The sequence below is a fragment of the Arthrobacter bussei genome (assembly GCF_009377195.2).
GTDB lineage: Bacteria > Actinomycetota > Actinomycetes > Actinomycetales > Micrococcaceae > Arthrobacter_D > Arthrobacter_D bussei.
Genome location: NZ_VJXX01000001.1, coordinates 615485 through 635756, shown reverse-complemented (window position 1 = coordinate 635756; position 20272 = coordinate 615485). Strand labels below are relative to the sequence as shown.

16 protein-coding genes and 1 pseudogene are annotated in these 20272 nt (G+C 71.1%); 10 read left to right on the top strand and 7 right to left on the bottom strand.

Features of this window, described 5'->3' with window-relative positions; genetic code table 11:
- Positions 1-10: 10 nt before the first annotated feature.
- Together FNH21_RS02895 and FNH21_RS02890 are read right to left on the bottom strand one after the other, a co-directional pair.
- A complete protein-coding gene (locus FNH21_RS02895; RefSeq protein WP_152812169.1) occupies positions 11-712 on the bottom strand; it encodes an LmeA family phospholipid-binding protein in 702 nt (233 codons plus the stop codon).
- A gap of 234 nt (positions 713-946) precedes the next feature.
- On the bottom strand, positions 947-1576 hold the full coding sequence (locus FNH21_RS02890) for a GNAT family N-acetyltransferase (protein ID WP_152812168.1): 630 nt from the start codon (positions 1574-1576) through the stop codon (positions 947-949).
- 380 nt (positions 1577-1956) lie between these two features.
- On the opposite strand from FNH21_RS02890, the gene FNH21_RS02885 reads away from it, so the two are divergent.
- The 4 genes from FNH21_RS02885 (at position 1957) to FNH21_RS02870 (ending at position 6123) form a co-directional block, all read left to right on the top strand.
- The gene (locus tag FNH21_RS02885; protein WP_152812166.1) at positions 1957-2451 is read left to right on the top strand and encodes an FBP domain-containing protein; all 495 of its coding nucleotides are present in this window, start codon (positions 1957-1959) and stop codon (positions 2449-2451) included.
- 161 nt (positions 2452-2612) lie between these two features.
- A complete protein-coding gene (locus FNH21_RS02880) occupies positions 2613-3752 on the top strand; it encodes a GuaB3 family IMP dehydrogenase-related protein (protein WP_055768435.1) in 1140 nt (379 codons plus the stop codon).
- Between the two features lie 60 nt (positions 3753-3812).
- Complete coding sequence (locus FNH21_RS02875) at positions 3813-5537, top strand: glycerol-3-phosphate dehydrogenase/oxidase (RefSeq protein WP_152812164.1); 1725 nt, start codon at positions 3813-3815, stop codon at positions 5535-5537.
- Between the two features lie 103 nt (positions 5538-5640).
- Positions 5641-6123: a PTS sugar transporter subunit IIA gene (locus FNH21_RS02870; protein WP_055769300.1), complete on the top strand. Its 483-nt coding sequence runs from the start codon at positions 5641-5643 to the stop codon at positions 6121-6123.
- Positions 6124-6372: 249 nt separating this feature from the next.
- Here FNH21_RS02870 and FNH21_RS02865 read toward each other — a convergent pair whose 3' ends face one another.
- Both FNH21_RS02865 and FNH21_RS02860 read right to left on the bottom strand, forming a co-directional pair.
- Complete coding sequence (locus tag FNH21_RS02865) at positions 6373-8118, bottom strand: ABC transporter transmembrane domain-containing protein (RefSeq protein ID WP_191931558.1); 1746 nt, start codon at positions 8116-8118, stop codon at positions 6373-6375.
- Positions 8111-9832: an ABC transporter transmembrane domain-containing protein gene (locus FNH21_RS02860; protein ID WP_191931557.1), complete on the bottom strand. Its 1722-nt coding sequence runs from the start codon at positions 9830-9832 to the stop codon at positions 8111-8113. Before FNH21_RS02860 ends, FNH21_RS02865 begins: the two co-directional genes overlap by 8 nt.
- 131 nt (positions 9833-9963) lie before the next feature.
- On the opposite strand from FNH21_RS02860, the gene FNH21_RS02855 reads away from it, so the two are divergent.
- The 4 genes from FNH21_RS02855 to FNH21_RS02840 all read left to right on the top strand — a co-directional run bounded on the left by FNH21_RS02855 (position 9964) and on the right by FNH21_RS02840 (position 17291).
- Positions 9964-10911: an SURF1 family protein gene (locus FNH21_RS02855; RefSeq protein ID WP_338403133.1), complete on the top strand. Its 948-nt coding sequence runs from the start codon at positions 9964-9966 to the stop codon at positions 10909-10911.
- The gene (locus FNH21_RS02850) at positions 10904-11392 is read left to right on the top strand and encodes a DUF3817 domain-containing protein (protein ID WP_191931556.1); all 489 of its coding nucleotides are present in this window, start codon (positions 10904-10906) and stop codon (positions 11390-11392) included. The genes FNH21_RS02855 and FNH21_RS02850 overlap by 8 nt, the downstream gene beginning before the upstream one ends.
- A 133-nt stretch (positions 11393-11525) precedes the next feature.
- Positions 11526-13112: a glutamine-hydrolyzing GMP synthase gene (guaA, locus tag FNH21_RS02845; RefSeq protein ID WP_191931555.1), complete on the top strand. Its 1587-nt coding sequence runs from the start codon at positions 11526-11528 to the stop codon at positions 13110-13112.
- Between the two features lie 93 nt (positions 13113-13205).
- Positions 13206-17291: a DUF4011 domain-containing protein gene (locus FNH21_RS02840; protein ID WP_152812160.1), complete on the top strand. Its 4086-nt coding sequence runs from the start codon at positions 13206-13208 to the stop codon at positions 17289-17291.
- Between the two features lie 47 nt (positions 17292-17338).
- Here the strand turns inward: FNH21_RS02840 and FNH21_RS02835 are convergent, their stop codons facing one another.
- Positions 17339-18007 (bottom strand): RcpC/CpaB family pilus assembly protein, encoded by a 669-nt coding sequence (locus FNH21_RS02835; RefSeq protein ID WP_152812158.1) that lies wholly within the window; start codon positions 18005-18007, stop codon positions 17339-17341.
- A gap of 86 nt (positions 18008-18093) precedes the next feature.
- Between FNH21_RS02835 and FNH21_RS17380 the strand changes: the two genes are divergently transcribed.
- Positions 18094-18429: a hypothetical protein gene (locus FNH21_RS17380; protein ID WP_338403211.1), complete on the top strand. Its 336-nt coding sequence runs from the start codon at positions 18094-18096 to the stop codon at positions 18427-18429.
- A 62-nt stretch (positions 18430-18491) separates the two neighbouring features.
- On the opposite strand, the pseudogene FNH21_RS17485 reads toward FNH21_RS17380, so the two are convergent.
- A pseudogene (locus FNH21_RS17485) lies at positions 18492-18578 on the bottom strand (FmdB family zinc ribbon protein); the annotation flags it as partial.
- 87 nt (positions 18579-18665) lie between these two features.
- Positions 18666-19307, bottom strand: coding sequence for a 5-formyltetrahydrofolate cyclo-ligase (locus FNH21_RS02825; protein ID WP_152812154.1), 642 nt, complete (start codon positions 19305-19307; stop codon positions 18666-18668).
- Positions 19308-19363: 56 nt separating this feature from the next.
- On the opposite strand from FNH21_RS02825, the gene galU reads away from it, so the two are divergent.
- Positions 19364-20266, top strand: a complete 903-nt coding sequence (galU, locus tag FNH21_RS02820; RefSeq protein ID WP_152812152.1) for a UTP--glucose-1-phosphate uridylyltransferase GalU — start codon at positions 19364-19366, stop codon at positions 20264-20266.
- The last annotated feature ends 6 nt before the right edge of the window (positions 20267-20272 follow it).

The window sequence follows — 20272 nt, the reverse complement described above, 5'->3', positions numbered from 1 at the left end:
CCGCGCCGCATCACGGCTGGAGGAGGACGTCCTCACCCGCGAGCGCCGCGCGGAACCCGTCGTCGCGCACCACGACGTCCTGAAGGACGAGACCCTCCGGCAGTCCCTCGATCTCGTGCTCGAGCGACACGGAGTTGCGGACGATCGCGGCGATCGCGCCGGAGAGGAAGTCCGGCCCTCCGACGTCGATGGAGCGCGGATCCAGGACGAGGCGGCCGTCCTCGACGTCGACGGTTCCGGTCGCGGTGACGCGCAGGTCGCGGCCGAGTGCCTCGACGGTACGCACCACGGTCGCCTGCCCGTCCTCCGCCGGGCGCACTTCCGCACCGCCGCCCAGTTCGGCCGCGACGACGTCGAAGGGTACGGTCGCGTCGACGGTCAGCTCCGCGGCGACCAGGCCGTCCTGCCCTGTCACCACGTCCCGGCCGACGGCGCGCACGTCCGTCAGCGTCGAGCCCGAGGCGAGTACGGTACCCGCGTCGAGCCGGAGGTCCCCGAACCACACCTGGTCGTCGGACAGGTCCGCGGGCGGGGTGGGGACGCCGGCACCACCGTCCGGCGGCGACGACGACGGTGCGGACGTGGCAGGCCCGGCCCGCCCGGCGTCGGCCGGCTCGGTGACGGCCCACCAGAGGATGATGCCCGCGATGACGAGGAGCACCACCATCCCGGCCGCGCCGATGAGCCAGTCCCGGGCGCGCGTCCATGTCATGAGGCCAGTCTGGCGGGTCCGGTGGGGGAGGGCGAAACGCAGACCGGGGCAACGGGCGCGGCAGGTCCCGGACCAAGGGGGCCCGGCGGGATCGAGGCACGTGGCCGACAGTAGGGGCCGCGACGGTCGGAGCGGACCGACGGCACCGGCGGGACGGGCGGCGCCGGCGGGGACGGGCGAGCGCCGGCGGGGACGGGCGGACGACGCCGACAGCGACGGGCGACAGAGGAGGCGCTAGGGGTGCCTGGGTTGGACCGGCTGCACCGGACGCACCATGGCCACCCTGGGCCATGCATCGAGGCCGGCGTCGGCCTCGTGGCGGCGGACGGCAGCCAGCTCCGGCCCCCACGCGCTCGGGGCGAGGATCGAGAAGCCGAGGCGACGGTAGTAGGGCGCGTTCCAGGGGACCTCCTCGAAGGTCGTCAGGGTGAGGGCAGGAAAGCCCGCCTCCCGGGCCCATTCGTCCACGGCGTCGATGAGCCGGGCCCCGATGCCCGCACCGGCGGAGTCAGGGTGCACCGTGACCTGCTCGACGTGCGCGTTGCCGTCGACGACGTCGAGCAGGAGGTAGGCGATCGGGGCCGCACCGGCGGCCGGTCGCGGGGAGGAGGCCACCCAGGCCCGACCGGCATGCTGGTACCCCGCGAGGACCGCCCGCGGCAGGGCGCCGTCGTCCGCGATCCGTGCCATCCCCACACCCCGGAACGCTTCCCCGGCGGCGTGCTCGATGTCGGGGAGGAACGGCAGATCGGCGGCCTCTGCGGGACGGATGATCGGTTGCGTGCGGGAGGCCGCGGAGGAGGACAGCGGGCGGGGCTGCGGCGGCACAGACGGCGGCGGCACGGGTGGCGGCGTGGTGGTCATGGGCGGTCCAGGGTCGACGACGACGGCGGGGCTGACCCGCCTGCCGGGCGTGCGGCGGCTTTGCGCTGCGTCCGCCGCTCCTGAGAGGATAGCTCTGCAGGACGATCACGGACCGGTGATCGCGGAACAAGGACGGTTGAGCATGCTGGGGACCTCGAAGGCCCGGAGCACCGCGGTGAGCGGGGTGGCCCGCGCGGGCTGCTGTGCGCCCCGGCCGTTGCCGGCCTACCAGCATGCAGCGGGCAGCCCACAGGGCTGACACCGCAGGACCGCCCTCCTCGCGGCGGTTCCTCCACGGGGACGCTTCGATGCGGTCCTCCCATGCCCGGAGCCGGCAGAGCGCGCATCCCCTCGATCCTCCTCTGCAAAGGTGTCCATCCATGCTCCCTGTCTCCAGCTCCGCCATCCGTTCCTCCTTCATCAACGCCACGCGGTCCGAGACCGCCAAGCTCACGCCGCCCAAGAACCTTGACACCCTCGACTGGGACGCGCTCGACGTCCTCGGCTGGCGTGACGAGAAGATGCCGTTGCGCGGCTACCTGGTGCTGCCGACCGACCGCGGTCTCACGGGCATCCTCCTGCGCGCCCCCGAGGGCGGGGCGCGGAAGAACCGCTCCGTGCTCTGCGAGCTGTGCCGCGACGTGTACTCGAAGGAGGACGTCCTGCTCTGGGTCGCCCGCCGCGCCGGTCAGTCAGGGCGCGACGGCAACAGCGTCGGGACCCTGATCTGCGCGGACTTCGTCTGTTCCTCGAACGTCCGCCGGCAGCCTCCCGCGAGCGAGATCCACCCGGACCCCGCCGTCGTCGTGCGCCGTCAGGTCGCCGGACTCCAGGACCGGGCCGCGCAGTTCCTGGACCGCGTGCGGCAGCAGTAGTCCCGTCGGAGGCCCCGGTCCACACCCGGGCCAGGACCCGACCGGATCGGCCGGACCCGCCTGGTCCGGCCGATCCGGGGTACCGGCGTCAGGCCGTCCCGGCGGCGTCACGGAGCGTCGACGCCGCCGGGACGGTACGCGCGCTGGGCTAACCTAGAGCAGTGACTTACGAGATCGAGATCGGCCGAAGCAAGCGCGGACGCAGGGCATATTCGCTGGACGACGTGGCGGTGGTGCCCTCCCGCCGGACCCGGGACCCCCTCGACGTCTCGGTCGGCTGGCAGATCGACGCGTACCAGTTCGAGATGCCCGTCATCGCCGCGCCGATGGACTCGGTCATGTCCCCGGCCACGGCCATCGCCCTGGGTCGACTCGGCGGCCTCGGCGTCCTGAACCTCGAAGGACTGTGGACCCGGTACGAGGATCCGCAGCCGGTGCTGGACGAGATCGCCGGGCTGAGTGCCGGGGACTTCAGCCCCGCCGCGACGCTGCGCATGCAGGAGCTCTACGAGGCGCCGATCCGCGCCGAGCTCATCACCAGCCGCCTGGCCGAGATCCGCGAGGCCGGCGTGACGGTCGCGGGATCGCTCACCCCGCAGCGCACCCAGCAGTTCTACAAGACCGTCCTCGCCGCGGGCGTGGACATCTTCGTCATCCGCGGCACCACGGTGTCCGCCGAACACGTCTCCAAGAACGAGCAGCCGCTGGACCTCAAGAAGTTCATCTACGAGCTCGACGTCCCCGTGATCGTCGGCGGCGCAGCCGGCTACACGCCCGCGCTGCACCTCATGCGGACAGGCGCCGCGGGGGTCCTCGTCGGCTTCGGGGGCGGTGCCACCACCACCACGCGCCGCGCGCTCGGGATCCACTCACCGCTCGCGTCCGCCATCTCCGACGTCGCCGGCGCCCGCCGCGACTACCTGGACGAGTCCGGCGGCCGGTACGTGCATGTCATCGCCGACGGCGGGATGGGCGTCAGCGGCGACATCGTGAAGGCGATCGCCATGGGCGCGGACGCCGTCATGCTCGGGTCCGCGCTCGCCCGGGCCGAGGAGGCGCCCGGGCAGGGCTGGCACTGGGGCCAGGAGGCGCACCACCACGAACTGCCGCGTGGCGACAGGGTCGCCATCGGCACCGTCGGACCGCTCAAGGAGGTGCTGTGGGGTCCTTCGCACCACACGGACGGGACCTCGAACCTGATCGGTGCGCTGCGCCGGGCGATGGCCACCACCGGCTATTCGGACCTGAAGGAGTTCCAGCGGGTGGAAGTGGTCCTCTCGCCCTATGTCTCCAACGACTGATGGGATTACAGTTGCCGTAGCTCCCCAGGGGCTCACAACCTCCCGACGAAGGGTATGGCCATGGCATCCGGTGCACTCAGTCCGCAGGACCGCGACGATGCGCTGAGGGCGCTCAGGGACACGACGGAGCCGGGCAGGGAACTCGACATCCTGATCGTCGGCGGAGGAGTGGTGGGCGTCGGGGCCGCCCTCGACGCCGTCACGCGCGGGCTCACCACCGGCATCGTCGAGGCCCGCGACTGGGCATCGGGAACGTCGTCGCGCTCCTCGAAGCTGATCCACGGCGGGCTGCGCTACCTGGAGATGCTCGATTTCGCGCTCGTGCAGGAGGCGCTGAAGGAACGCGGACTGCTGATCCAGCGCATCGCGCCGCACCTCGTCAAGCCCGTCCCGTTCCTCTACCCGCTGACCAGGCGCTTCGTCGAGCGTCCCTACGTGGGCGCGGGGATCGCCCTGTACGACGCCATGAGCATGACCGGCGGCAACTCGCGCGGTGTCCCCTTCCACAAGCACCTGAGCCGGAAGGGCACGCTCCGCGCCGCTCCCAGTCTCAAGGACGACGCCATGGTGGGCTCCATCAGGTACTACGACGCTCAGGTCGACGACGCCCGCTACGTGGTCAACATGGTGCGCACGGCGCAGCACTACGGTGCCCGGGCCGCGAACCGCGTCAGCGTCGTCGACTTCCTCCGCGAGGGCGAGCGCGTGGTCGGGGCCCGGGTCAAGGACCAGGAGAGCGGGGACGTGTTCGAGATCCGCGCCAAGCAGGTCGTGAACGCGACCGGGGTCTGGACGGACGAGACCCAGGCGATGGTCACCGATCGCGGCCAGATGAAGGTCAGGGCGTCCAAGGGCATCCACCTCGTGGTACCCCGCGACCGCTTCCAGTCCACGGTGGGCCTGATCCTCCGCACCGAGAAGTCAGTGCTCTTCGTCATCCCCTGGGGACGCCACTGGATCATCGGCACCACGGACACCGACTGGGACCTGGACAAGGCGCACCCGGCAGCCACCTCGAAGGACATCGACTACGTGCTGGAGCACGTCAACAAGGTCCTCAAGCGGCCCCTGACGCGCGAGGACGTCGAGGGTGTGTACGCCGGGCTGCGGCCGCTCCTCGCGGGCGAGAACGATTCCACCGCGAAGCTGTCCCGCGAACACGTCGTCGCGCACCCCGTGCCGGGGCTCGTCGTCGTCGCGGGCGGCAAGTGGACCACGTACCGGGTCATGGCGAAGGACGCCGTGGACGAGGCGACCCGCGCACTCGACGAGAAGGTGCCCGAGAGCTGCACCGAGACCGTCCCGCTGCTGGGCGCCGAGGGCTACCGGGCGGCCTGGAACATGCGGGCGAAGCTGGCCGACGACGCCGGCGTGCACGTCGCACGCGTCGAACACCTCCTGCAGCGCTTCGGCACGCAGGCCACGGAGGTGCTGGACCTCATCCGGGAGGATCCCTCGCTCGGCCGGCCGCTGCCCGGCGCGGACGACTACCTCCGAGCGGAGGTCGTCTTCGCCGTCACCCACGAGGGCGCCCGGCACGTCGACGACGTCCTCACGCGACGCACCAGGATCTCCATCGAGTCCTGGGACCGCGGCGTGTCAGCGGCTCCCGTCGTGGTCGAGCTCATGGCGCCGTTCCTCGGCTGGAGCGAGCAGCAGGCCGAGCGCGAGGTCACGCACTACCGGGCACGCGTGGAGGCGGAGCGGCTCAGCCAGGAGCAGCCCGACGACGTCTCGGCGGACAGCGCACGCATGGGTGTGCACGATATCGTCCCGCTAAGCTAGGAGGGCCGGGCGGGCCGCGACGAGCAGTCCCTCACCGGCGCGCGGCGACCGGGCACCCGGTGGCCGCGGCCGTGGGATCTTCGAAAGGCACACAGTGAGCGATCTGTCCTCCGAGCTGCACGACGCCCTGTTGACCACGCCCGACCTCGTGATCCTCGAGATGGAGGCGGCCTCGAAGGAGGACGCGGCGGCGCAGCTCGCGAGCCGCCTGCACGCCGCCGGGCGCATCTCGGACCTGCAGGCCTTCCTCGACCAGGTGAACTCGCGTGAGCACCAGATGGCGACCGGCCTGCCCGGCGGCGTCGGTCTGCCCCACGCGCGCAGCGAGTACGTGAACCAGACGTCGATCGCCGTCGGCGTCACGCGTTTCGGCCACAGCCTGGACTTCGGCGCGGTGGACGGGCCCGCCACCCTTGTGCTCCTCATGGCCACCCCCGCGCAGTCCTTCTCGGAGCACCTGGAGGTCCTCGCGACGATCGCGCGCAGCCTCTTCAAGGAGAACTTCCGCGAGTCGCTGCGCCGCGCGCACGACGCCGAGGTCATCGCGGAGCTCATCAACTCCTCGCTGGTGTTCTTCGACCACTAGCGCCCGGCGGGGCGTTCCCTCGTCCGCATCGTCCGGCTCCTCCGTTCCTCCTATGCGGCGTGTCCTGTACCGACACGCCGGTCCTGCCTCATAATCCGCGAACGACCGCCCGGCCCGGCAGGACGGCACCTTCCGAGCGTCCCGCCGACGTGCTCCGCCGACGTGCTCCGCCTACTCGCTCCGCCGACGTGCTCCGCCTACTCGCTCCGCCGACGTGCTCCGCCTACTCGCTCCGCCGACGTGCTCCGCCTACTCGCTCCGCCAGGAGTTCCAGAGCGAGGCGTACGCTCCATCGAGCGCCAGCAGCTCGTCGTGCGAGCCGAGCTCCGCGATCCGGCCCTCCTCCACCACGGCCACGCGGTCGGCGTCGTGCGCGGTGTGCAGCCGGTGGGCGATCGCGATCACCGTGCGGCCCTCCAGGACCGCGTTCAGCGAGCGCTCGAGATCACGGGCGGCCTGCGGATCGATCAGCGACGTCGCCTCGTCCAGGACCAGCGTGTGCGGATCGGCGAGGATCAGCCGGGCCAGGGCGAGTTCCTGCGCCTGGGCCGGAGCGAGCTCGTAGGCACCGGAACCCACCTCGGTCTCCACGCCCTCCGGGAGCTGCTTGACCCAGTCCAGCGCCCCGACGCTGCGCAGCGCGTCCTCGATCTCGCCGTCGCCGGCATCCGCGCGCCCGAGCCGCACGTTGTCGGACACGGAGCCCACGAAGACGTGGTGCTCCTGGGTCACGAGTGCCACCTCGCGCCGCAGGTCGTCGAGCGGGCGGTCCACGAGCGGCACGCCGCCCACGGTGACCGAGCCCGACGTCGGCGGGTGGATCCCCGCGATCAGGCGTCCCAGCGTCGACTTCCCGGCACCCGATGGTCCGACGACGGCCAGGCGCTCGCCGCGCACCAGGGTCAGGTCCACCGCGTGCAGGACGTTGTGGCCGGGGCGGTAGGCGTAGCTGGCACCCGAGACCACGATGTCCTCGTCGGCAGGCTCCGCCGTCGTCGCGTGGCGGTCCGGCTCGACGTCCTTGATGCCGACGATCCGCGCCAGCGAGGCAGCACCCACCTGGATCTCGTCGGTCCACATGATGAGCAGGTCCACGGGGTCGATGAGCCGTACCGCGAAGAGCGCGACCGCGGCCACCGCGCCCGGGGTCACGAGGCCCTGGCCGGCGAGCCAGCCGCCCCACAGCAGCACCGCCGCGGCGGGCAGCCAGAAGGCGATGTCGGCGGCGGGGAACAGCACGGAGCGCAGCCACAGCGTGTAGCGCTCGGCCCGGAAGCTCGAACCGAGGGCCTCGTCGAGGTCCTCGCGGCGCAGGCTCCCGAGGCTCAGGGCATCCACGGTGCGCGCGCCCTCGATGGTCTCGGTGATGGTCCCGTTCACCACGGCGTACGTCTCGCGCTCACGCATGTAGCCGGCCGCGCTGCGCCGGAGGTACCAGCGCGTCGCCGGCCAGAGCAGCGGCAGCCCGACGAGCAGGGCGAGGGACAGCACGGGCGAGGTGACGACGGCGGCGCCGAGGGTCAGGACGATCGTCACCACGGACACGACGACCTGCGGTACGCCGAAGCGCACCGTGTGGGACACGGCGTCGATGTCGTTGGTGGTGCGGGCCACGAGATCGCCCGTGCCCGCTTTCTCGACGGTGGAGAGCGGAAGGGCGGTGACGTCCCGCATGAAGTCCTCGCGCAGCTCGGCGAAGACGCGCTCGCCGAAGACCATGCCCGAGCGGACGGCGAAGCGGCGGAGGACGGACTGGACGGCGAGGAATCCGAGCATGCCGAGCGAGACGGCCGCGACGAAGCCCGACGTCGTCCCTGCAGCGAGGGCGTCGATGAGGATGCCGAGCAGCAGGGGCCCGGCGAGGCCCGCGACGGCCGACCCGACGTACAGGGCGATCACGGACCCGAGGCCCTTCCGGTGGTGCCGGATGAGGCGCGCCGCCTCGTCCCGCACCGTCCGGGGCGCGGCGACCGGGAGTTTCGCGGTGCTACTCACTGCGGATCACCACGTTCCTGTACTCGTCGTTGCGGTTCATGAGCTCCTTGTGCGTACCCCGGTCCGTGACTCGCCCGCCCTCCATGAACAGGACGCGGTCCATCGTCCGCAGCACCAGGGGACTCGCCGTCACCACCACGGTGGTCCGGCCCTCGCTCCGTCGTGCGCCGGCGAGGCGCGCGGCGATGCGCTGCTCGGTGTGGGCGTCCACCGCGCTGGTCGGCTCCACCAGCACCAGGTTCTCCGCCTCGGTGAGATAGGCGCGCGCAAGGACGAGGCGCTGGCGCTGACCACCCGAGAAGCCCCTGCCGCGCTCCGTGACCTCGTGGTCGAGCCCGCCCTCCAGTCCGTCGAGGATGTCCAGCGCGCTCGCCGCCTCGAGGGCGGCGAGGACGGCGCCGTCCTCGTGCGTGCCGCGCGGGTCGAGCTGGGCACGGAGCGGACCGCTGAACAGGTGGGGGCTCGCTTCGCTGACGACGACGCGCGCACGGATGTCGGCGAGCGGGACGTGCCGCAGGTCGGCGGCTCCCCAGCGCACGGTAGCCTCCTCGAGGACGGCGTCCTCGAAGCGGCCGAGGCGCGTGACGGCGTCGGTGGACTCGGCGGGTTCGCGGGAGACGACGGCGGTGAGCAGGCCGGGCTCGACGACGACGCCGGAGCGCTCGTCGACGAGGACGGACCCGGGCGGGGGCGCCGAAACGGTGGTCGCGCTCTCCGAGACGTTGGCGTCCACGGACAGCACGGCGATGATCTTGCGCGCGCCGACATGGGCGCGGATGAAGCGGGCCACGGAGTCCGCCGCTGCGCGGACGGGGGTCATGAGGAAGATCGAGAAGCCGTAGAGGGCCACGAGTTCGCCCGGCGTGATGTCACCGGAGAGCACCAGGGACGCGCCGACCCAGGTGAAGACGACGCTGAAGGCCCCGGCGATGAAGACCTGCGAGGCCTCGAGGTCGGCGAGGGAGTGTGCCACCCGGATGCCGGAGTCGCGGGTCGCGGCCGATTTCACCCGGTAGCGGTCGACGAAGATGTGCTCCCCGCCGATCCCGCGCAGCACGCGGAGACCGGCCACGGTGTCCGCGCCGACCGCCGTCATCCTGCCCGAGGCCTCGCGCTGCTCACGTTGCCGCGCCTGCATGGGTTTCACCACGAACAGCAGCAGCGCGCAGCACACCGGGACGCCGATCAGCACCACGACGCCGAGGACGGCGGAGGTCTGCCAGATCAGGACGGTCACCACCACCCAGGCGGCGGCCGCCCCGGCCAGGCGGGTCAGGACCTCGTAGACCTCACCGAGCCGGAAGGCGTCCGAGGCCGCCGTCGAGACCACCTCGCCCGTCGAGAGTGCGGTGGGCAGGGCGTCCCCGGTCCGGGCGATCTTGTGGCCGACCAGGCGGACGGACCGGAAGGCCGCCTGCATCCAGTTGCTGACGCCGGCCCGGTGGGTCGCGGTGTCCGAGACCGCCTGCACCACCATGAGCCCGAGCAGTGCTGCTGCCCACCCGAGGAGCGCGCCTGCGTCCCCGCCGATCACACCGTCGTCGATCGCCCTGCCGAGGACGAAGGGCATCACGGCCTGCGATGCCATCCAGACGGTGCCGAGGAGGATCCCCGCGGCGAGCGTCGCCTTCTGGAGGCCGCCCAGCCAGAGCAGGTAGCGCGCGGGGGAGCGCAGGTCCGGCTCGGAGGTCAGGGGATAGGGAAAGGCACGCACGAGGATCCATCCTAGACCGCCTCCGGACAATGCGATAGGGATTTCCCAATCAGTTTTCGGGTCGCTGTGCCGGCAGTGATCCTCTTCATCGTCATTCGCTGTTCTACAGAGGTACGAAGTACCGTGGAGGGGTGTTGAAGACCGCGCTCAAGCCTCGATGGATCCTCATGCTGATCCTCGCGATGGCGATCGCCTCGGTCTTCGTGCTCCTCAGCCAGTGGCAGTTCACCTCCTCCCGCGAGGAGCCGCCGCCCGCGCCGAGCACCACCGAGCAGGTGCGCCCCCTCACGGACGTGCTCCAGCCCCTCACTCCGCTCTACGCCACGGCCGCTGACCAGATGGTCTCACTCGACGGCGAGTTCCTGCCCGGTACGCGGGTCCTGGTGCAGAACAGGCTCCTCGAGGGCGACGACGGCTCCTGGGTGGTGCAGGGATTCGCCGTGGCACCGGCTGCCGGCGCGTCCGACGCGGCCGCCTCGCCCGCTGACTCCGCTCCTGATGGTTCCGCGGTGTCCGCTCCCGATGATGCAGCGACAGCAGGGGATGCCGTCATACCCGTCGTGCTCGGCTGGGTGCAGGAGGACGGTGACGCCTCGGCGCTGCCGGAGCAGGAGGGACCCGCCTCCGTCGTCGGTCGGCTGCTGCCACCCGAGGCGCCCGAGGTGCAGCGACCGGTCGAGGGAGAGGTTCCCACCCTGTCCACGGCGGAGCTCGCGAACCTCTGGGACGTCCGGTCCTACTCGGCCTTCGTCGTGGCGTCCGACGTGTCGGTGGGCGGTGCGGCCGTCCCCTTCGCCTCGGACATGTCCCGTGTCGTCGTCGGCCCGCAGCCCCAGGAGACCCCCCTCAACTGGCTCAACATCTTCTATGCGATCGAATGGGTCGTCTTCGCAGGTTTCGCCTTCTTCCTGTGGTGGCGGCTCGTCGCCGACGACCACCGCCGCATGCTCGAGGACGAGGCGGACGCCGCCGAAGAGGCCCGGCACGCCCGTGCCGGGGGCAGCCGCGGCGGCGCGTCCGAGCGCTCGGACGCGACCCGAACCACCACTCCTCACGAAAGCGGTACCCACCGTGACTGAACCAGCCCGCAACCCCTCCGCGCGGACCACCGGGCGGTCCGCACCGGCGAAGCAGAAGCGTCGGTTCGGGGGCACCCACGCGCAGATCCGTTCGGCCCTGAAGCTCTACAAGGTGCTGGCCTACGCCACCGGCGTCATGCTGCTCCTCGTCGTCGTCGAGATGGTGGCGAAGTACGGGTACGGCTCGGAGATCGTTGCCGGGGGTGGGGCTCCGCTGCAGTTCCTGCCCGAGGTGGTCGCCGAGACCGCGGGCGGGTTCAACCTCTCGACGGCCGTCCTGATCGTGCACGGCTGGCTGTACGTGGTCTACCTCATCGCGGACTTCCGCCTGTGGCAGTTCATGCGCTGGCCCTTCAGCCGGTTCATCCTCATCGCGCTCGGCGGCGTGGTCCCCCTGCTGTCCTTCGTCGTGGAGAAGCGGATCCATGCCCAGGCGGAGACGGACCTGGCCGAGCACCCCGAGGCAGCGCCGCGGTACTGATCCGCCGGCTCGCGCCGGTGCCCGGCAGGCTCGCGCCGTCCCCGTCTCGACGAGCGGATGGACGGTCCGCAGTTCCCCTGGCCCGCGCGGTCCCTGATGTGCGGCACGGAAGTGCGCAGACTATTGTTGACGGGTGACTACCCCCGAGAACGGCTCCGAACACCGCCCTGTCCTCGTCGTGGACTACGGTGCGCAGTACGCCCAGCTGATCGCCCGGCGTGTCCGTGAGGCGGACGTCTACTCCGAGATCGTGCCGCACACGCTGAGTACCCAGGAGATCCTCGCGAAGAACCCCTCGGCCATCATCCTCTCCGGCGGTCCCTCCAGCGTGTACGCCGAGGGGGCGCCCAGGGTCGAGGCGGACCTGTTCGACGCCGGGGTGCCCGTGCTCGGCATCTGCTACGGATTCCAGGCCATGGCCAGCGTCCTCGGTGGCACGGTCGCGAAGACCGGGCTGAGGGAATACGGCTCGACGGACATCACCTCCGACGGAGCGTCCCGCTCCATCCTCGAGGGGACGCCCGAGCACCAGAACGCCTGGATGAGCCACGGCGACAGCGTGCAGGAGGCTCCCGAGGGTTTCGAGGTCCTCGCCAGCACGGCCGGCGCCCCCGTCGCCGCCTTCGCCAACGAGGCCAAGGCGCTGTACGGCGTGCAGTGGCACCCGGAGGTCAAGCACTCTCAGCACGGCCAGGCGGTCATCGAGAACTTCCTCTTCCGCGGAGCGCGCCTGGATCCGAACTGGACCACGCGCAACATCCTGGAGGAGCAGGCGGATCGCATCCGCGAGCAGATCGGGGATGCACGGGTGATCTGCGGCCTGTCCGGTGGGGTGGATTCGGCCGTGGCCGCGGCACTCGTGCAGCGGGCGGTCGGCGACCAGCTCACCTGCGTCTTCGTGGACCACGGGCTCCTGCGTGAGGGCGAGGCGGAGCAGGTCGAGCGCGACTTCGTCGCGGCCACGGGGGTCAAGCTCCACGTCGCCAACGAGCAGAAGCGGTTCCTCGAAGCGCTTGCCGGTGTCTCGGATCCCGAGACCAAGCGCAAGATCATCGGGCGTGAATTCATCCGTGCCTTCGAAGAAGCCGAGCGCGCGATCATGCGGGAGGCCGAGGCGGAGGGCGAGCCCATCCGCTTCCTCGTGCAGGGCACCCTGTATCCCGACGTCGTCGAGTCCGGTGGTGGCGAGGGTGCAGCGAACATCAAGAGCCACCACAACGTGGGCGGGCTGCCGGAGGACCTGCAGTTCGAACTCGTGGAGCCCCTGCGCACGCTCTTCAAGGACGAGGTGCGGGCCGTCGGTGCCCAGCTCGGGCTGCCGGCGGAGATCGTCGGACGCCAGCCGTTCCCCGGCCCGGGGCTCGGGATCAGGATCGTCGGCGACGTCACGGAGGAGCGCCTCGCCCTCCTGCGCAAGGCCGACGCCATCGCGCGCGCCGAGCTCACGGCAGCCGGACTCGACAACGAGGTCTGGCAGATGCCGGTGGTCCTCCTGGCCGATGTCCGCAGCGTGGGCGTCCAGGGCGACGGACGGACGTACGGTCACCCGATCGTGCTGCGCCCCGTGTCGAGCGAGGATGCGATGACCGCGGACTGGTCGCGTCTGCCGTACGACCTCCTCGCGCGCATCTCCAACCGCATCACCAACGAGGTGGACGGCGTCAACCGCGTGGTGCTCGACGTGACGAGCAAGCCGCCGGGAACCATCGAATGGGAGTAAGCGGACAGGGGAGTGGGGTCGGCTCCACTCCCGTCCGCCCGGGCCGCGTTGCTATCCGCGGGGTCCGTCCGCTTTTCGGATAGCTTGGAAGACATGCCCATCTGGTCGAGATCAGCTCGTGACAATGCAGGGAAGAAGGCCGCCGTGCCGGAGCAGGACCAGCGGGACGCGGCTCGGACGCCGTCGGATCGCCAGCGGGACGCAGCCGGAGCGTCGTCGCACGCCGCCGGAAGCACGTCGGGTGTCCCCCCGGAACCCTCCGCAGACACGTCCGCGCAGGACTTCCTGGTGCCGTGGCTGGAGGGCCTGGGTCCGCAGGCCGTCGGTGATACGCTGCTCCACTTCCGCCCGTCCGCCGGCACGAGTATCGACCTCACGCACGCGCATCCCTCCGGACTCGCCCAGCTGCTCGCCGGACGGCGCACGCGCCTGTCCACCCTCCTGCGCGATCCCGTGCAGTACAGTGCGGCCAAGGCGGCGGCGCGGGCTCTGCGGGCGAAGATCTTCGAGCTCGGGACCGAGCGCGGGATCGACGTCGGCTACCTCGCCGCCGGCACGGCGTCATGGCGCTCCGTCGACGGGTCCGGACGTTCGGAGACGCTCAACGCCCCGGTCCTGCTCACCGCCGTGTCCCTCACCGTCCACCCCTCGCAGGACGACTACGAGCTGCAGATCACCGAGCAGGCCCGGATGAATCCCGCGCTCGTCCGGCACCTCCGGAACCAGCAGGGACTCGACGTCGATCCGGGGGCCATCGCCCGCCTCGCCTACGGGACCGCACGGTTCGATCCGCACCCGGTCCTGGAGCGCATGCGCATCCTCGCCGACGGCGTGCGCGGCATGTCCGTGGAGCACCGCGTCCTCGTGTCCACCTTCGCTGACCTCGCCGGCGTCAAGGGCGATCCCGCCCTCCACCCGGACCACCCTGTGCTCTCCGCCCTCATGGGTGCGGCCCGCGGCGACGAGGTCGCCGCGTCCGCCCTGGTGGGCGCGGCCGACGGTCTCGTGTTCCCCGGCCCCGACGAGCGCGATCCCGGCCAGGAACTGCTGGTCCTCGATGCCGACCGGGCCCAGCAGGACGTCCTGGACCTCGTGGACGCCGAGGTCAGTCTGGCGGTCGCCACCCCTCCCGGGACAGGCCAGACGCAGACCGCCCTCAACGTCGCGGTGCGTGCCGCGGCCACCGGTCGGCGGGTGGTCGTCGCGGCCGAGCGCCGCGGAACCCTCAACGAGTTCGTGCAGGACCTGGACGGGCTCGACCTCGGCTCCCTGGTCCTGCAGGTGGGCAGCCAGACGGGTCCCGCGCAGCTGCGCGAGGCCGTGATCCGCGCCCTGGTCCGCAACGAGAAGGCGGTCGAGCCGCAGCTCGAGAGTCTGCACTCCACCCTGACCGGGCACCGGCACCAGCTGACGGAGCATGTCCGGAGCCTGCACAACGTACGCAGTCGCTGGGGCTGCTCGCCCTACCAGGCCATGCAGTCCCTCGCGGGACTGACGGCCCTCGACCCGGCGCCCTCGACGACCGTGCGGCTCAAGCGCAGCGTCCTGGACTCGATCGCGAACCGGCAGGAACTCACCGAGCGCCTCCGACGGGCAGCGGAGCTCGGGAGTTTCAGCAAGGCCTCGACGGAGAGCCCCTGGTACGGGGCGCAGCTGCTCAACCGGAAGGAGACCGAGCACGCGCACGGGCTCGCCGAGCAGCTTTCCACCGAGCTCCCGGAGCTGCGCGGGAAGGTGCAGCGCGTCGCCGAGCACTCGCACATCACGCTCGGCGGAACGGTGCGGGAGTGGGGCGAGCAGCTCGAACTGCTCGTCGCCGTCCGGGAGAGCCTGGACAAGTTCACCCCGGACATCTTCGACCGACCTGTCACGGACCTCATCTCCGCGACGGCGCCGTCCTCCTGGCGCAAGGAGCGGGAGATCGAGATGAGCTCGATGACGCGGTCCCGGCTCCGGCGCGTGGCCAAGGAGTACATCCGGCCCGGCGTGCACATCTCCGACCTCCACACCTCCCTGCTCGAGGTCCAGCAGCAGCGCACGCTCTGGACGCGGTACGCCCTCACCGAGCGCCACCCATCCGTTCCCACGGGACTGGCGGAGATCCACGCTTCCTATCGGGCGGTCGAGACGCGACTCGCAGAACTGACCGACATCCTCCACCACACGGCGCGCCGTCCTGATCTGGCAGGACTGGACCTCGACGGGCTGGAAGTGATCCTCAGTGACCTCGCTGCGGACCGGCAGACCCTGGAGACGCTGCCGGAACGGACGCTGCTCCTCGACGAGATGCGCGAGCAGGGGCTGGCCGATCTGCTCGACGACCTGGCGGAGCGGGAGATCGCCATGGACCGTGTGGGATCCGAGCTCGAACTCGCCTGGTGGCAGTCCGCCCTGGAAGCCATGATCAGCGGCGACGACTACCTGGCCATGTCCGACGGCACGTCCCTCCGCAAACTGGAGGCCGAGTTCCGCCTGGCGGACAACGCGCACATCGCCTCGGGACCCGCACGCATCCGGTGGACGCTCGCCCAGCGGTGGCGCGCAGCGGTCGAGGACCATCCCGAGGACGCCGGCCGCCTCCGGCAGGAACTCAAGGACGGCACCCTGACTCTCGAGGTCTTCGCCGGCCTGCACCGGGATCTGGTCGGGGCCCTGCTGCCCGTCTGGGCCGTGAGTCCACTCACCATCCGCGGCGCGGTGCCCGAGGGCTACCGGTTCGATCTCGCCGTCGTCCTCGACGGCGAGTCGATGTCGCTGCAGAGTGCGGTGCCCTGCGTCGCACGGTCCCGCCAGGTCGTGGTGTTCGGCGACGACCGCCTCGCAGGGCCCAGCCGGTTCAGCATCGAGGTGCAGTCGGCCGATCGGGCGTCCGCACTCGAGCCCCTGCCCAGTGCCTTCGACGCGCTCCGCGACGTCCTGCCGGTCCGGGGCCTGACGGAGATCTATCGCGGGGTCGATCGCAGCCTCGACACCTACCTCAGCGAGGCCTTCTACGACGGGAAGCTCTCCCGCCTCCCGCAGGCGTCCGAGGTCACCGGCGAGGGTCGCGGCCTCGTGGTCGAGTACCTGCCCAACGGCACCGGTATGCCGAGTTCCGAGCACGACGGCGTGGAGAGCGTGGCGGTCGAGGTGAACCGCGTGGTGGAACTGGTCTTCGAGCACATCCGCCACCGCCCCAGCTTCTCGCTCGCCGTCGTCACGGCGAGTGCCCGGCATGCGGCACGGGTGGGGGAGGCCATCCGCCTGCAGATGGCGGAGTTCCCCTGGGCCGCGGAGTTCTTCACCCCCGGCAGGGAAGCGTTCCGCGTGGTTCCCGTCGAGCGGGCAGGGGGACTGGTGCGGGATGACATCATCTTCTCGCTGGGCTTCGGGCGCACACCCCACGGCCGCGCCCTGCATTCCTTCGGTCCCCTGTCGGCACCCGACGGGCGGCGCAACTTCGTCATGGCGATGACCCGCGCCCGGCGCCTCCAGCACGTCCTGACCTGCTTCCAGCCCGCGGATCTGGATCCCGAGCGGCTCACCGCAGGAGCCCTGGACTTCTTCGAACTCCTGCAGCGCGAGCTCGGCGACGGCGGACGGCAGGGTACGGCTGCCTCCCAGAGCAACGAGGATCCGCTGGTGGCCGATCTGGTGGATCGCCTCCGGTACCGCGGGGCGCACGTCTGGGACCACTACGCCGGTGTCCTCGACATCGTCGCCGTGCGGCCCGCGGACATCGCCGCCGACGGCAGCGCCGCGAGCATGCAGGACGAGCGGCCCGCACCGCTCGCCATCGCGTCCGACGGGACGGAGCGCTACGGCGCGATGTCCGTGCGCGAGCGGAGCAGGCTGCGTCCCCAGGTCCTCGAGCGCATGGGCTGGCGCTACCTGCCGCTGTGGACCATCGAGGTCTTCACCGATCCCGACGGATGCGCCGAGCGGGCATCGTCGGTCATCGGCCTGCCGCCGCGGGACTCATCAGACCAGACCGGAACACGGAAGGACGCCGCCAGGATGCGGAAGGACGAGCAGCACCCGGCCCGCGGTACCGCGGTGGGACGTACGGGTGACGAAACGGACACCTCCGCCGCCGTCCTGCCCAAGCTCGCGGCAGAGGATGATGCACGGTCCTGGGGCGACGCCGAGGGTGGTCACGACGAGTGGTTGAAGGAGCAGCGCCCGCCGCACTGGGGCTGAGGCCCGACAGTGACGGCTCCCTGACCGGAGGGACTGCGTCCACCCGGTCAGGGAGCCGTCAGGACCAGATGCACGTCGCCGGAGCTCGACGAGCCGGCAAGCTCCAGAGCACTCTCCGGTGGTGCCGCTACCACGACGAGCCCGGCGTCGTCGCCTGCTCCGGGCCAGCTGCCGACGTCGCCGCCCGCGTCCGTCCAGAGCACGGCGACGGATCGTGCGAGGACCGTCGACCCAGCGGCGGACTCGTACCCGTCACCCGCCCGCAGGATGACGTCGACCAGTTGCCCCGGCGCGAGGAGTCGCACCACGGCGGGATCGGCCGGTCGGAGGGGTACCGCGACCGTCCCGGGCGGAGTGCCGGTGAGGAGTCCCTCGCCGATCAGTGACGTCCGGGACACCGGCGCACCCAGCGACAGCGGCGCGGCGACCTGTCGACCCACGACCTGCGTGGTGCTGGTGGCGGCGCCGACGGCGAGTGCTTCCTCGGGCAGGCGGACGACGGCGATGTCCGCGTCCGTGAGAACCGTCCCGACGGCGAGGTCCCGTGTCGCGGTGACCACCGCCGTCGTCGGATAGTCCTGCCCCACCGCCGCTTCCACGGCCACGCCTGCCGCCGCGCAGAACAGCAGCGCCGCCAGGAGCCTCTTGTGTCGGTGCACGGTCCGGCGAAGACGATAGCGGAGGGGCGGGCCCTGGGTACGGCCGGAGCGATTCATGCACCGACCGTAGGCGGGATGGTCCCACGGCGGTGCCACGTGCCGGGCTATGTGGGCAACTGGAGCCGTGCGCTGACGAGGAGCCTGTGTACCGGCGCACGTCCGTGCCTGCCCGCGACACCGACCGATGGGGTCACGCGGTACGGGATGCCCTGAGGACGGACGGCACGGACACGCGGCCGGTCGATTGCGGCGGTGGTGGTGCGACCGGTCAGGAGGCGGCTGCGGTCCCGCCACCGGACGAGGAGGCCACCGGCTTCGCAGCCGGCTTCGAGGACGAGGACGACGACGAGGACGACGAGGACGACGAGGACGACGAGGTCGAAGCGGACGAGTTCGAGGTGGAGGACGTCGAGGAGGACGTGCCCGACGTCGTCCCGGCGTCCGTGCTCGTCGCGGTGGAGCGGGAGTCGTTGCGGTAGAAGCCCGACCCCTTGAAGACCACTCCCACGCTGTTGAACTTCTTGCGGAGTGATCCGCCGCAGGCAGGGCACACGGTCAACGAGTCGTCCGAGAACGACTGCTGGATGTCGAAGGCGTGGCCGCAGTCCTTGCAGGCGTAGGCGTACATGGGCATGGAGTTCCTCCTGGCGGGCGTCGTGGTCCCCGGATGGCTCGGTCCGACAGTCGCTGGCACTCTCCGGGTGCGAGTGCCAGTCTACACCGCCGTACCCGCCGGCCGGACGCGCAGCGGCCCGTCCGCGGTGAAGATCCCGTCGAGCCGCTGATCGTGCGGCTCGACCGGGATGACGCCATCGGCCAGCACCTCCGACCGGTAGACGACACCCCACCGTGGGACGGCTGATGGCACATCGGCCAGGAAGCGGTCGTAGTAGCCGCCGCCCTGTCCGACGCGGTGCCCGGAGCCGTCGACGCCGAGCGCCGGGACGAGGATCAGACCGACGCCTGTGAGTTCCCCGAAGGCGCTTCGCGGCCCGACGGGCTCCAGCACCGGCGCGCGGACCGAGCGCTCCAGTGCGATGTCAGGGGTCCACAGCACCCAGGACAGACGGTAGCCGGGCTCGCAGACGGGCAGGACGACGTCGATACCGAGGGCCCGGAGTCCGGCGAGGAGGGGAGCGGTGTCGGGTTCGGGGTCACCGGCGAGATAGGCCGTGACCACAGGGCGCCGTCCGGGACGGTCCCCGGCTCCGTGCAGCAGCTGGTCGGCGTGGTCCGCCACCACGCGCGCGAGGTGCACGGACTGCGTGCGCCGGTCGCCGGGATCGAGGGCAGCCCTTGCGGACCGGAGCGTCGAGCGCAGTCGGGCCTTGGCCGTATCACGTGGGATGACTGTCATTCCACCATTGTGCTCATCCACCCGGCGATCGGGGGCCCGTTATGTAGTGTGGTGCCATGACTTTGCGATCACGCGTGACGAAGGCCGTTATCCCTGCGGCCGGCCTGGGGACCCGCTTCCTTCCTGCTACCAAGGCGATGCCGAAGGAAATGCTTCCCGTCGTGGACAAGCCCGCCATCCAGTACGTGGTCCAGGAAGCCGTCGACGCCGGCCTCTCGGACGTCCTGATGATCACGGGACGCAACAAGCGGGCCCTCGAGGACCATTTCGACCGCGTGCCCTTCATCGAGCAGACGCTCGAGGCCAAGGGCGACCACGACAAGCTGGCCGCAGTCCGCCGTCCGTCCGAGCTCGGTGACATCCACTACCTCCGGCAGGGTGACCCGAAGGGTCTCGGCCACGCGGTGCTCCGTGCCAAGCTGCACGTCGGGAACGAGCCCTTCGCCGTCCTCCTCGGTGACGACCTGATCGACGAACGTGACCCCCTCCTCGAGACGATGATCGAGGTGCAGGCGAAGACGGGCGGATCGGTCATCGCCCTGATCGAGGTGGACCCCGAGCAGATCAGCGCCTACGGCTGCGCCGACATCACGGGGATCGACGGCGAGGACCACGTCCGCGTGAACCAGCTCGTCGAGAAGCCGGCAGTGGAGGATGCGCCGTCCAACCTCGCCGTGATCGGCCGTTACGTGCTGCACCCGCGCGTCTTCGAGGTCCTCGAGACGACGGCGCCGGGACGCGGCGACGAGATCCAGCTGACCGACGCCCTGCAGACGCTCGCCGCTGCCGAGGGCGAGGGCTCCGGCGTGTACGGGGTGGTCTTCCGCGGCCGCCGCTACGACACCGGGGACAAGCTCAGCTACCTGAAGGCCGTGGTGACGCTGGCATCGGAGCGCGAAGACCTCGGTCCCGATCTCCGCGCCTGGATTAAGGACTTCAGCTCGAGCATCTCGGACTAGCACGCC

Excerpts from the sequence above, each read along its gene's own strand:
- FNH21_RS02825 (WP_152812154.1), bottom strand. The coding sequence starts at position 19,307 with ATGACAGTCATCCCACGTGATACGGCCAAGGCCCGACTGCGCTCGACG.
- galU (WP_152812152.1), top strand. The coding sequence starts at position 19,364 with ATGACTTTGCGATCACGCGTGACGAAGGCCGTTATCCCTGCGGCCGGC.
- FNH21_RS02885 (WP_152812166.1), top strand. The coding sequence starts at position 1,957 with ATGCTCCCTGTCTCCAGCTCCGCCATCCGTTCCTCCTTCATCAACGCC.
- FNH21_RS02835 (WP_152812158.1), bottom strand. The coding sequence starts at position 18,007 with ATGAATCGCTCCGGCCGTACCCAGGGCCCGCCCCTCCGCTATCGTCTT.
- FNH21_RS02890 (WP_152812168.1), bottom strand. The coding sequence starts at position 1,576 with ATGACCACCACGCCGCCACCCGTGCCGCCGCCGTCTGTGCCGCCGCAG.
- FNH21_RS02875 (WP_152812164.1), top strand. The coding sequence starts at position 3,813 with ATGGCATCCGGTGCACTCAGTCCGCAGGACCGCGACGATGCGCTGAGG.
- FNH21_RS02895 (WP_152812169.1), bottom strand. The coding sequence starts at position 712 with ATGACATGGACGCGCGCCCGGGACTGGCTCATCGGCGCGGCCGGGATG.
- FNH21_RS02840 (WP_152812160.1), top strand. The coding sequence starts at position 13,206 with ATGCCCATCTGGTCGAGATCAGCTCGTGACAATGCAGGGAAGAAGGCC.